At 39.0% G+C, this 12,479-nt stretch carries 12 protein-coding genes and 2 tRNA genes; 5 read left to right on the forward strand and 9 right to left on the reverse strand.

Annotated elements, in window-relative coordinates:
• Positions 1-2: 2 nt before the first annotated feature.
• Genes ACUXV0_RS03380 through ACUXV0_RS03395 form a run of 4 tightly spaced genes read right to left on the reverse strand, consistent with a single transcriptional unit; the run spans position 3 to position 3,234 of the window.
• The gene (locus ACUXV0_RS03380) at positions 3-596 is read right to left on the reverse strand and encodes an acyl carrier protein phosphodiesterase (RefSeq protein ID WP_446191654.1); all 594 of its coding nucleotides are present in this window, start codon (positions 594-596) and stop codon (positions 3-5) included.
• Positions 593-1,057 carry a deoxycytidylate deaminase gene (locus ACUXV0_RS03385; protein WP_446191655.1) on the reverse strand — a complete coding sequence of 155 codons (465 nt, stop codon included), beginning with the start codon at positions 1,055-1,057 and terminating at the stop codon, positions 593-595. The genes ACUXV0_RS03380 and ACUXV0_RS03385 overlap by 4 nt, the downstream gene beginning before the upstream one ends.
• Positions 1,050-2,309 (reverse strand): zinc metalloprotease, encoded by a 1,260-nt coding sequence (locus ACUXV0_RS03390; protein WP_446191656.1) that lies wholly within the window; start codon positions 2,307-2,309, stop codon positions 1,050-1,052. The genes ACUXV0_RS03385 and ACUXV0_RS03390 overlap by 8 nt, the downstream gene beginning before the upstream one ends.
• Positions 2,287-3,234 (reverse strand): PhoH family protein, encoded by a 948-nt coding sequence (locus ACUXV0_RS03395; RefSeq protein ID WP_446191657.1) that lies wholly within the window; start codon positions 3,232-3,234, stop codon positions 2,287-2,289. Before ACUXV0_RS03395 ends, ACUXV0_RS03390 begins: the two co-directional genes overlap by 23 nt.
• Positions 3,235-3,465: 231 nt before the next feature.
• On the opposite strand from ACUXV0_RS03395, the gene dnaB reads away from it, so the two are divergent.
• The gene (gene dnaB / locus ACUXV0_RS03400; RefSeq protein WP_446191658.1) at positions 3,466-5,106 is read left to right on the forward strand and encodes a replicative DNA helicase; all 1,641 of its coding nucleotides are present in this window, start codon (positions 3,466-3,468) and stop codon (positions 5,104-5,106) included.
• Here the strand turns inward: dnaB and rlmD are convergent.
• Together rlmD and ACUXV0_RS03410 are read right to left on the reverse strand one after the other, a co-directional pair.
• Positions 5,103-6,509 (reverse strand): 23S rRNA (uracil(1939)-C(5))-methyltransferase RlmD, encoded by a 1,407-nt coding sequence (gene rlmD / locus ACUXV0_RS03405; protein WP_446191659.1) that lies wholly within the window; start codon positions 6,507-6,509, stop codon positions 5,103-5,105. The two genes, dnaB and rlmD, sit on opposite strands and share 4 nt — an antisense overlap.
• A 58-nt stretch (positions 6,510-6,567) precedes the next feature.
• Positions 6,568-6,640: transfer RNA gene (locus tag ACUXV0_RS03410), tRNA-Lys, on the reverse strand.
• A 72-nt stretch (positions 6,641-6,712) separates the two neighbouring features.
• On the opposite strand from ACUXV0_RS03410, the gene ACUXV0_RS03415 reads away from it, so the two are divergent.
• The gene (locus ACUXV0_RS03415) at positions 6,713-7,447 is read left to right on the forward strand and encodes a tetratricopeptide repeat protein (protein WP_446191660.1); all 735 of its coding nucleotides are present in this window, start codon (positions 6,713-6,715) and stop codon (positions 7,445-7,447) included.
• Positions 7,448-7,490: 43 nt separating this feature from the next.
• Positions 7,491-7,574, forward strand: a tRNA-Leu gene (locus tag ACUXV0_RS03420).
• Between the two features lie 38 nt (positions 7,575-7,612).
• On the opposite strand, the gene ACUXV0_RS03425 is transcribed toward ACUXV0_RS03420, so the two are convergent.
• Together ACUXV0_RS03425 and ACUXV0_RS03430 are read right to left on the reverse strand one after the other, a co-directional pair.
• Positions 7,613-7,933 (reverse strand): hypothetical protein, encoded by a 321-nt coding sequence (locus ACUXV0_RS03425; RefSeq protein WP_446191661.1) that lies wholly within the window; start codon positions 7,931-7,933, stop codon positions 7,613-7,615.
• A gap of 89 nt (positions 7,934-8,022) precedes the next feature.
• On the reverse strand, positions 8,023-9,588 hold the full coding sequence (locus tag ACUXV0_RS03430) for a DUF5723 family protein (RefSeq protein WP_446191662.1): 1,566 nt from the start codon (positions 9,586-9,588) through the stop codon (positions 8,023-8,025).
• A gap of 168 nt (positions 9,589-9,756) precedes the next feature.
• On the opposite strand from ACUXV0_RS03430, the gene ACUXV0_RS03435 reads away from it, so the two are divergent.
• Positions 9,757-10,308 (forward strand): DUF6580 family putative transport protein, encoded by a 552-nt coding sequence (locus ACUXV0_RS03435; RefSeq protein ID WP_446191663.1) that lies wholly within the window; start codon positions 9,757-9,759, stop codon positions 10,306-10,308.
• The gene (locus ACUXV0_RS03440; RefSeq protein WP_446191664.1) at positions 10,305-10,607 is read left to right on the forward strand and encodes a DUF4286 family protein; all 303 of its coding nucleotides are present in this window, start codon (positions 10,305-10,307) and stop codon (positions 10,605-10,607) included. Before ACUXV0_RS03435 ends, ACUXV0_RS03440 begins: the two co-directional genes overlap by 4 nt.
• Here ACUXV0_RS03440 and ACUXV0_RS03445 read toward each other — a convergent pair.
• Positions 10,604-12,460, reverse strand: coding sequence for a putative porin (locus ACUXV0_RS03445; RefSeq protein ID WP_446191665.1), 1,857 nt, complete (start codon positions 12,458-12,460; stop codon positions 10,604-10,606). The two genes, ACUXV0_RS03440 and ACUXV0_RS03445, sit on opposite strands and share 4 nt — an antisense overlap.
• Positions 12,461-12,479: the final 19 nt, after the last annotated feature.

Below are 12,479 nucleotides of genomic sequence, written 5' to 3' on the forward strand. Positions count from 1 at the left end.
GTTTAATTCTCAATAAATGCGTTACACTCTTTTTGAAGTAGATCAAAGAAAACCAGAAAGTGCTCATTTAGCAAATCATAGTTTTCATGCATCGCCTGGATGCAATTAGTCATGTCCGGCCCATTTTTTATTCTCCTATTGAGACTCAGGAAGGCCCTTTCTAAACCATAATCAAATTCATAAGCCTTGAGCCAATCATGCTCAATCATGGACGAAACTACTTTTTTAAGCCGTTCTGGCATGAGTGGTTCATACTTCACAAGCTTCTGATAAACGTCTTTTCGTAGTTCATCAAAATTTCGATCAGTAAACGTACTCCAATTTTTAATTAAAAAATGATCGTATATAACATCCACTGCCACAGATGCATAGCGGCTCACAACAGGATAAAACACCTTTTTACTTTCAAGAACTATCGGGTGTGAATCTGTATAACTATCAATAAGCCTATGAAGCCTAATTCCCTTCTTTATTTGATCTGACAGATGATTATTTCTGGGGTGATTTACGGTACCATGCATGAAATCCTCGAGCATATTGCCAAAGAGAATTTCTTCATCTGAACCTGATAGAAATACATGAGCCAGATAATTCATGCATATTGAGGTTCATACTTTTCTACTTCTACACCAAAACTTCTCAAAAACTCTACGCCTTCGTCCTTTTCAATGCCTTTATACTCGGCGTAGCTATTTAGGAAGAAGACTTTTTTAATCTTCATTGTATAAATGACTCTGGCACAAGAAATACAAGGCGAAAGGGTCACATATAGCGTTGCCCCTTCAACTTTACCACCATTTTTAGCAGCGTAAAGAATGGCATTTTGCTCAGCATGCAAGGCTAAAGAGCAGCTTCCCTTAGAATCTCTCGGGCAGCCCTCATGACCATAATCATCATCGCAATTATGAGTACCGCTGGGAGGACCATTATAACCAATACTGATAATCCTGGTTTCATTGGTCAGCACCGCTCCTACCTGTGCCTTTACACAATGTGACCTTTTAGCGAGACTCATGGCTAGCTCCATGAAAATATCATCAAAATTTGGCTTACTCATATAGATATACTCTTTTCAAAAAGGATTCTCCAGCTGTCTGCATAATTATAATCAGCGGTCCGGCAGGCAAATTTAAATCTTCTGCACTTATTACAGTACTCGGATAGTCTAAATATGCTCGCTCAGCTACTTTTTGCCCTAAGGTATTATAGGCCAGAATAGTAAAGTCTTGAAATTGAGGCAAAAGAACCTGAAACTTCAGATCACCTTTAGTACCGGGATTACTCAAAACATTAAACTCTGTGGTATTGGTTACCGGCAACAAAAATTGACTATTCAAGACAAGCCTTCTTCTTCGAGGGCTTAGTTCTAAAACCTGCCTTACTCGTGCCTTCTGATCTTCTGTAAATATATTCATGCACGAATCAGGAGTGTAATCCATATAATTCTCAATCATATTCTGCCGACTGACTCCATTGCATCGGCTAAAAATTGGATCGCAACTAAAGGTCTCGTTGGGGTCCTGTATTTGAGGAGTATCCTCACAATAATCGGTACCACAGCGTTCATCACCCCATGTATGAATAAGGCCTAACCAATGACCAATCTCATGAGTAAGCGTTCTTCCGTAGGAGTAAATGCCTGTTGAGGCAGTTCCCGTACGACTCCCAAAAACTTCATGATCAATAAATACACCATCAATTATATCCACGGCATCTACTGGTTCTAAACCATCCAATGCCCCTCCCGGAAATTCACCATAACCCAAATAGACTCCTGCCAGATTTACCACCCACACGTTTAAGTATTTATCTGATGGCCAATAAGAAAGAGCAGAAATCCCCTCTAAATCTGAAAACACATCAAAGCTTCTTCGACTTGTAAATACCCTATTGATTCCTGAAGAAGGTGTACCATCTGGTCCGGTCTGGGCCAAAAAGAATTCAATTTCCAAATCTGCACCATCTGGGTGCTCATTATAGCCCCTGGTACCAAATTCTCTTCTAAAATCCTGGTTCAATACCTCTATTTGAGAGAAGATCTGTTCATCTGAGATATTGCCATTATTCTCCCCTCCTATTTCACCCGTTGAATTATTATGAATAACATGTACTACCACCGGTATCCGGATAATATTATCCTGAACCTTAAGGTTTTTAAGAGGACTAGATTGACCTCTGTCTAATAATTGTTGCAGGCTTTCATGCTTCCTTTTTTGACTTTCACTTGCCACGCGGCCAATAGCACACCGCTGTGCAGATACCCAATGAGAAGAAAAAAGAATAAGACTACTTATTATCAGCCTCTTCATATGCATTTAAAATCTTGACTACGAGCGGATGACGAACTACATCCCTACCATCTAATTCTATAAACTTGATCCCTTTAATTTTATTGAGTTTTTGAAGAGCATCATGTAAACCCGACTTTTGATTTCTAGGTAAGTCAATTTGAGTTACATCACCAGTTACCACAATTTTAGAGTTTGGCCCCATACGGGTCAAAAACATCTTCAATTGCATTGGGGTGGTATTTTGGGCTTCATCCAGAATAATAAAAGCATTATTCAGTGTTCTACCACGCATATAGGCCAAAGGGGCTATTTCAACCACATTTTTTTCTATATAACCACTCAACTTCTCCGCTACCAGCATATCATTTAATGCATCATAGATGGGCATTAAATATGGATCTATTTTCTCCTTCAAATCCCCGGGGAGGAAACCGAGGTTCTCACCAGCTTCCACTGCAGGCCTGGTAATGATTATTTTTTTGACCTGCTTTTCTTTCAAAGCTTTCACAGCTAAGGCCACAGCCGTATAAGTTTTACCCGTTCCTGCAGGCCCTACAGCAAAGACAATATCATGATTAAGGCTGGCCTCTACGAGTTTTTTTTGATTGGCAGTTTTAGCCTTTATGACCATTCCCCTGCTGCCATGCACCAGCACACTATCTTCTTTAATGATGTTTTCTAAATGATAATGTTCCTTTTGTAGGTAGTTGCTTACGATATCCGGGGTCAGTTTCCCAAATCGATGGTAATGCTCCAGAAGCTTGGCAAGAATGTCGTTGATTTCCTTAACATCCTTAGCAGGCCCTTTGAGAAAAATCTCATCTCCTCTTGAAATTACCTTACTAGATGGGAAGGCTTTTGAGATTTCCTTGATGTTTTTATTCTGAACACCCAGAAAATCAATTAGTGATACTTCTGATAGTTTAAGTATTTTTTCTGTCAAATTCTCTCAGTTTATTAGAACACTCAAATGTCATCAAAATAATTAACACTTACATCCGCTTTATGCACATTTTGAGGTCAGTAACCCACATTTCATCGTGGGAAAACTGGGTTTGCCTTGAAAATCAAGTCCTCAGCCTGACGATAAATTTAGATCAGTTTAGTGAAATAGTCTTAGGGCAAGATTCCCTATTTTTGTCACTGAATCAAAGTTAAGAAATAAGAATATTCCATGACTTCAGAAACGGTAGAATATAGAGCTCAAAATAGTGTTTTTCAGAACACTGATGGTAAAAAATTACCGTATTCTACTGAAATAGAGGCTGCTGTGTTAGGTGCCATCTTAATTGATAAGGAGGCTCTTCCATTAATTAAAGATTTGGTGAGGGTCAACACCTTTTATAATGAGCAGCATAAGATTATTTATGATGCCATTTTGAAGCTATTTGAAGCCTCAGAACCTATTGATATCATTACAGTTAGCTCATTTTTAAGAAAAAACAATACCATTAGAAGTGCCGGGGGCTCTAAATACCTTTCGGAACTCATGTCGAAGATCAATTCAGCTTCAAATATTGAGCATCATGCTTTAATTATCTCCCAGCTGAGCATTAAAAGGGAAATGGTTTCTGCCTCAAATGAGCTCATGACCCAGGCCTTTGATGAATCAAACGACATCTTCAATGTACTAGATAATACTGAGCAGTATTTTTTTAAGATTTCGGAACAAAGTATCAAGCGTCAATACATGAGTTCCTCGGAAATCATGAGATTGACAATTGACGAACTGGAACACAAGAAGTTAGGCAATGACGATGGCTTAACCGGGATTCCAAGTGGATTTACTGATCTTGATAAGTTAACCGGTGGATGGCAGAAGACAGAACTAACGATTATCGCGGCCAGACCGGGTATGGGTAAAACTGCTTTTGTGGTTTCTGCTATGAGAAATGCGGCCGTAGATAATAACGCACCTGTGGCTATATTCTCGTTAGAAATGTCTGCCACCCAGTTAATGTTGAGAATGATTGCCTCTGAAGCTGAGATAGAAAGTGAAAAACTCAGAAAAGGCATGCTGGAGCCGCATGAATGGCAGCAACTCCATACCAGACTAGATAAACTCTCTGCGGCACCTATTTATATCGATGATACTCCTGCCCTTTCTGTTCTTGAGTTAAGAGCTAAATGTCGAAGACTCAAAGCTCAATTTGGGATTGAGATGGTGATCATTGATTATCTACAACTAATGAGTGGAGAAGATGGCACGAACTCTCAAGGAAATAGAGAGCAGGAAATTGCCACGATCTCCCGTTCATTAAAGAACTTGTCAAAAGAGATCAATGTACCTGTATTGGCCTTATCACAGCTCTCGAGGGCAGTAGAAACCAGAGGAGGAGACAAAAGGCCACAACTTTCTGACTTAAGAGAATCGGGCTCAATAGAGCAGGATGCCGATATGGTAATGTTCCTCTATAGACCGGAATACTACAAGATAACCGAGGACGAAGCGGGTAACTCCACAGATGGAATTGGGGAGGTAATTATTGCCAAAAACCGAGCAGGTACCTTGGACACCATAAAGCTCCAGTTCATCAAAGAATTTACCAAGTTTGCTGATTTAGGCTCAGGTTTACGACCAGGAGCAGGCGGAATGTCTGATTACGGTAAAATAAACCTTCCTGGTGGAGCAGGTGACTTCAGCCATTTTGAAAATCAAGGTTCTGGAGCAAATGGTGGTGGAGATTCTTGGAGTCCACCGACATTCATTCAAAGTAAAGCCAATAAGGCTTCTGAACCAGAAGGAGACCAAAGGAATGATGACAGCACAAGCTCTTTGAGTGATGTTAACCCAGATGATGAGGTTCCGTTTTAAGCTTTAATTTCTAGTTTAGCAATGTTTTCCACATGATGCGTATGTGGAAACATGTCTACCGGCTGTACATCAAGAACATCGTACTTTTCAGACAATAATTGCAAATCTCTTGCTTGTGTAGCAGCATTACAACTCACGTAGACAATACGCTTTGAATTGATTTTCAACAACATATCCACTACCTCTTTATCCATTCCGGCACGAGGTGGGTCCGTGATAATGATATCTGGCTTACCTTCCTTGGCTATAAAATCATCATCCAGAATATCTTTCATGTTCCCAGCATAGAAGCTTGTATTGCCAATGCCGTTCACTTCAGAATTTATTTTGGCGTCTTTGATGGCATCTTCTACGTATTCAACACCCACGACCTTTTTGGCTTGTTTAGCAACAAAGTTGGCTATGGTCCCTGTACCTGTGTATAGGTCATACACCACATCATCATCATTGATTGCGGCTAATTCTCTGGTCTTTTTGTACAGCTCGTAAGCCTGATCAGAATTGGTTTGATAAAACGACTTCACTCCTATTCTAAATCGTAAACCTTCCATTTCTTCTTCTATGTAAGGCTTTCCATAGAAATGATGAACATCCAGATCCTGATAACTGTCGTTTCTTTTCTGATTGATGAAATAATTAACGGAAGTTATATCTGGAAAAGCAGAAACAAAGGCAGAAAGGCATTCTTCAATTGTCAAGACATCAGGCTTAGCAAATTGTACCACAACCATCGTCTCACCGGTACTTGCCGTACGAATCATGATATTCCTAAAAAAGCCTTCATGCTTTACATGATCATAATAGGTTTCATCACTTGCTTTGGCATAAGCATCAAACCAGTTTCTGATGGCGTTTGAAGGGTCTCCCTGCAAATAACATGTATCAATAGGCAAAACCTTATCAAATCGTTTTGGCACATGAAAACCTAAAGCATCTTTACTTAAGGTTTCTTTTTCATCTATCTCCTCGCGAGTTAACCACCGCGAGTTTGAGAAAGTAAATTCTAGTTTATTCCGGTAGAATTGTGTGTCTCTTGATGGTAATATAGAATGAAAGTTACCTATTTCTAGTTTCCCTATGCGAAGCAATTGGTCTCTTACCTGTTTTTCCTTCTGCTCTAATTGAACATCATATGGTATATGCTGCCATTTACAGCCGCCACAAACTCCAAAATGAGAACAGAATGGGTCAACACGCAAAGAGGATTCTTTGATCTTTTCTAGAACAATAGCCTCTGAGAAGCTTTTACGCTTTCTATTGATCTGAAGTTTTACCACATCACCGGGAGCAATATTTGGAGTGGTAATAAAAATAACCTGACCGTCATGTCTGGTAAGACATTTGCCTTCAGCGGCGAAATCTAACACCTCGATTTCTTCGATTATTTTCTTCTTTCTTCCCATTTCTGAAAACCATTATATACAAAAAAACCACCTTCGCATAGCGAGGTGGTTTTTGAAGTGATCCCGCTGGGGCTCGAACCCAGGACCCATACATTAAAAGTGTATTGCTCTACCAACTGAGCTACGGAATCATTTGATTAACTTTGTGTTTTCAACACTCGTTGTCTCAATTGCGAGTGCAAAAGTATAGGAATCCTTTTTAAATGCAAAACCTGAGAAGTCTTTTTTTTATCACTTTTTTGTGTGTTTTTGGCCAATTGACTGATAGTCAAGCACAATCACCATTCACAAAAAAAGCAGATTCTTTGTTCAATGAAAAAAACTACGCTGAAGCGGCCCAGATTTATCAGGAGCTGATTGCCAAACATGACATCAATAAAGGACTGGCTTATCTAAAATTGGCCTACATTCACGAGAATCAGGGAGAATTTTCTCTCGCTATGTATTATTTAAATCAATATTATCACCTTCACCCAGAAGAAAAAGTCTTTGATAAAATCAATGAAATTGCCGAAGAAAATGGTTTTGAAGGTTATGGAAGAAATGATATTAATTTCTTTGGACTTATCGTGCGGAAAAATGCCATTTGGGTCTTTTTACTCGGTACCGGAATAGTCCTATATTCGTTTGTGGTACTTTTCTTGAAAAGAAGCAAAGGAACTCCTATTCCACAAACACATAAGCTAAGCCTTACCGCAGGGATAATCCTACTCTTAGCTTTAATTAATTTCCCTAAAATTTATCAGACTGGCATCGTCAAAAAATCGAGTTCTGTTATGCGTAAACAACCATCTGCAGGCTCAGCAGTCGTAGGAAACATCGGTGAGGGCAGTAAAGTCAATATCATTGGACAAAAAGACATTTGGGTCAAACTTTTTCATAATCAAGGCTTTGCCTACATCAAGGAATCAGACCTCTGGATTATTGGCGAAGAATGATTGTATAAAAAAAGTGGCTTGATTACATTTGCAGCCCCAACACGGCGATGTGGTGGAATTGGTAGACACGCTATCTTGAGGGGGTAGTGGGCTAACGCCCGTAGGAGTTCGACTCTCCTCATCGTCACAAAATTAAAAAAGCTCGCAATTGCGAGCTTTTTTAATTTAAGATCTAAGAGATTCTATCTTGTCATTCAGTTTTTGAATTGACAAACTCAATAAAGGCTGAACTTCCTTTTTAGCCTGTAGAATATCCATTGACTGCAAAAGGGTTAAATATTGATCCAGAGAAGGAGATTGATCTTCAAGATTGATGGCTAAACCCATAAAACTCAAGATCTGGTCTAATGACTGCAACAAAGTATGCTCCTCTTTATCTTCATTAAATAGTCCCGCGATCTTACTCTTATTTGATGCTAATTCTGATTGTATCCAAAGAAGATTTTCCAGTAGCCTGGAATACTCTTTATTTAATTCAGTACTCAATATGCTTAGTAGTTAGGTAAGTATTTCGGCAAATATAGTGATTCGTTGATATTGAAATATGACCAGTAGCATCTACATGGGGTAATTAGTTACATTCCTTTTCTGGCCTTTCTCTTTACCTTTCTGGATGGCTGAAAAGAATTTATATCCGGACAATCCAACTCGTTATTTTTGGGCCGTCTATGACGAAGAGCCAAAAACAGTCCGGCATGTACTGACATACTTTTCGGCTTACCAATACCAAACCAACCAGTCATACTATCCATACCCAACCAAAGCGGACCTGCACGCATGGTGGCTCCCAGGTTTAGATTTGTGTAATCTTGATTTAAACTGATAGGAAAAGAAAACTCAACATGCCTTTTCTCAAATCTTGGGATTACACTTAGGCTAGAGTACCCAATCGGGCCCATCCTACCCTTTCCGAAAAGTGATTGCCTTAGAATAGCACCAACATAAAACTCTTCTCTAACTTTATAATCTGCTTGTAGATTGAGCTTGGCAGGCATTAATATCCTAAAAGATGTCCCGTATGGCATATTGGGGTTAAAAACCTGTTCTACATCTGCTACAAATTCTCGTGTGCTGCTTAATTGATAAAAAGTAGCTGGAGGAATAACCGTTCCTCCATTATTTACAGTACCAACCTGCACCTCCGAAGCACTATTATAACTGATAAAACCAATGTCTGTCAAAGAAGCCCCCAATCTAAGTTTATACTTGTTAAGCTCCGGGTCTGGTATACTTTTCCCTTCATATCTGTAACGCTCACGTGCATGATTCGGTCGCCACTCATACACTGCTCCAATGTCAACAGCGTAACCTTTGCCGATGGCTGAAAAAGAAGTCATCTGCTCTAAAAGCCATGACAAGCCTGGTGCACCTGAATTAGGAGCCGCATGAAAAAATATTCCCTGAGCTCCACCTACGTAAACGGTTTCACTCTGATTTGCCGGAGGGTTTGGCTCAATGCGGTAATCTACAGATTGGGCATCCACACTTAAATTTAAATTGCTGGTAAGCATTTTGGCCGAAGCTCCTACTTTTAAGAACTCGATGTCGTCTTCTCGTAAAACTTTCGCAATAGAGCCGTAGAATTCATTTATTCCGGAAATATTCATCAAGCCCGAAGTGCCTACATAATCGATATTTTGTAGTAACGGATTTCTGGTACCTGTGGCAATAGTTTGTAAAATATTTGGGCTAGAGTTACTCAATGAACCGAAGATTCGATACCGAACACCTCCAGATAACCCAAAACCTATTCTTGGAAAATTGAGAGTCAGGGCCGGTCCTCTGATTTCACTATTTACAAAAAGCTTAGCTCGGTTGGCATTACTCTCTTCATAGTATTGAGGTCGCCAAACGGGCAAACCAGAAGTAGGAGAAAGATATTGACCAGGTACCGTTTTGGTGATAAGTCTAAATAGAGAAAAGGGTGCTCCCCACTTCAAAAAGTTGTTTTGAACTTCTGCCCCCACAATTCCCAGATTTAAATGAATTTTAAATCGACTATCTACAGCATGAGCAGGATTAAGAAGTACTGCATGACTCCCGGCATAATTACTCTGAGCTACGCCCAAAAAACTCTGCGAATGGAGGTTCTTTGAAAAGCACAACAGGAGTAATAGTAGAAAAGCGTTTAGTTGTTTCAAAAAAATGGCTGGGTGTTATTACAAATATAGAGAATACTCTCAATCTATAGGATGAACGAAATGAATACCTGATTCATTTGAATTCATGTAAAGCAAAAACTATTTTTGTGCCAAAGAACTCTTTCAGTTCAAATAAAGAAGATATTTAGGCTGAAGAAGAAAAAGGATATGAAGAACAGACAATATTTAATTCTTGCGATTGTTTTAGTGGTTTTATCTGCGGTGAGTAGATTGGTAGATCACCCAATGAACTTTACACCGATAACAGGCCTGGCTTTATTTTCTGCTTATGCATTTTCTGGAAAATGGAAGTTGATTGTCCCTTTTGCTGCTATCATTTTGTCAGATATAGTTTTAGAAATCACTAAAGGTTATGGTTTTCATAGCGGTACTTTGATGGTTTATGGGGCATTTGCTGTGATGATTGCTATTGGTTATTTATTGATCAAAAAGCCAACGATCATCAATGTTCTTGGTAGTGCTGTTCTGGCATCTGTTGTGTTTTTCCTCATCACTAACTTCGCCTTATTTTACCCGGAAGTTACAGAAGGTAGCAACCTTCAAGGATACCCACATACTATGGAAGGGGTAATTGCAAGTTATACGGCCGGCATTCCTTTCTTTAGAAATATGCTGCTGGGTGATGTGATTTTCACTGGTGTGCTTTTCGGAATCTACGAAACAGCCAATAAATTCATTTTTAATAAGTCTTTCGCTTGATTCTTTCCAGCTTTACCTTCAGCGTTAATTTTTCGCATTCTTTACTTTTTGAGAACACTTTAAAAAAGGAGGCTATACCTTTTATTGAGTCCCAAAATTCTGTTCATAAAGTGAAGTTTTATAAGCTCCTTACCGAAATCGATAACGGAGGGCATACCCTTTCTCTTCAGGTATTCTTTAAGGACATGCAAAGTTTTACGGAGTTTGAACTCAATCAAAAAGATAAGCTACTGGGTCTTATTGAGCCCAAATACAGTGGAAACTACGCTTTCTTTCACACTCTATTAGAAGAGCTTTAATCAAATAGAGGCCAATTCACTTTTAGGTGAAATGTTCTGCTCATGGCCAAGTATTTCGGAGTAGTGTAAAATCCTTGAGTTGGAATTCCTTGGTTGACGTAATTGAAACTAAACGCCAACTTCACTCTTTTAATCATAAAATTAGTGTAAACATCTGCTATAGGCTGACCCCAAACTTCTTGTTCATTCTGTAAGTAAAAGCTCTGTAAATATGGAGAATAGGCATCCCCTAAATACTTACTTCTAAAGTATACGTCAGTTCCCAGGTAAATCTCAAGCGTTTTGGCGTAAGTAAAATGATATTCTAGGTTGAAATTATTAATCAACGCTGGTAGTCTGAAAACATCCTTATTACCAATTGCATTATAAATCAATCGGTTACGTAAATTCCAATTGCCTAATCCAACCCCTACACTAAGGCCAATTTCTGTGATTAAAGCCTGATTTTCTAACTGCTGCGGCTCTCTTAGTTCATCAAAAAATAGATGATTGTCAATAAGATTCACTTTTATTTCAGGCTTCAGAAAAGCCCTTCGGCCTTTCAAAAGAAAGCTCCCTTGGCCTCTTATCAGACTTAAAGCTTTATAATCATTTTGCCATGCGGCAACCGGGCTGGAGAATTGATTGAACAATAAATAGGGCGGCTTTAGCATGTATTGAAAGCCGAGATCAAAATTCTTGATTTTCAGAGCACTTCTTAAATACACATTGGCATAGTTTCCAATACCCAGATATAACTCATTTTCTAAATACGACAAACTATCAGGGAACCAGTATCCTGCGGTACCACCAACCAGAATTTCTGTTCGTGTATTGCCACTTTCACCCTCATGTACGGCGTTAAAAGAGTAAAACCTTGAAGTAAGTCCAATATTATACTTGAATCCTTTAAAATATCCTTTTACACCTACCCTGTTTTGAAGATTATTGAAGAAATAATAATTCTTCATTTTATTGTTTGCATTGGAATCTACAGCGGTATAAATACCAGTCAGTTCATTTGTGCTCAGAAGGGTATCCCGGTAAAAGTACTTGTGTCTTTGATAATCTAACTCATGAAAAACCTGAAATGCTTTCGATAACTGATACTGATGATATATATGAAGATCATTCCACCTTTCTCTGGAGCGAATACCATTTAACCTTTCCTGATAATTGGTATTATAATCTGCATTCAATTCACTTTCAGGAATAAAGGCCTGACCATCGTAGGCACTGATGCCTCCCTGCTCTAGCTGTGCATGATTCATGTGTAGAAAAGCACCTAAAAAGCGGTATTTACTATTCTCACTGATATAATTACTACTCAATGTATAATCCCAATGATCTACCAGTCGGTCTTCTGAGGTAGATGAAGACCACTGTTTAGAAGATAGCATTCTCCTTACATCTAGCGTAGCGTTTAAACAAGGAGATATATTTTGAGAATGGGTTAATCCCAGATTAGACATCCCATTTCCACTCTGCGTATACGCCATATTGGTAAAAGGCGAACGAGTATTATAGTATCTGACTTCTTCTACTTTTGGAGCATAGAAAGGGGCAAAAGCATTGAAACCTGTTTCAGTAAAAGAGTTTTCTGGTAATTGAAACACCATACTTTTGGCCGCCGTACCCTCATTTCCCAAGTCTTGCCATAGGAGGCCATTTTGATGATTCAAGGTCATCAACCTAAAATCGCCCAATAACGTATCTGGATGCCTCAAAAGAGTATCATCCAGTACTACATCACTTTGAAAAAGAAAACCAACCGAAGAAGGGCCGTAAACATTCTGAAGAGTATCATTCAGAATTTTTTGAGCTGAAACATGAAAAGAAAGCAGTAATAAAATTACTGAGAGCTTTTTGCCCATAAATGGAGGTTCATTTAAA

This window comes from Jiulongibacter sp. NS-SX5 (assembly GCF_052828545.1).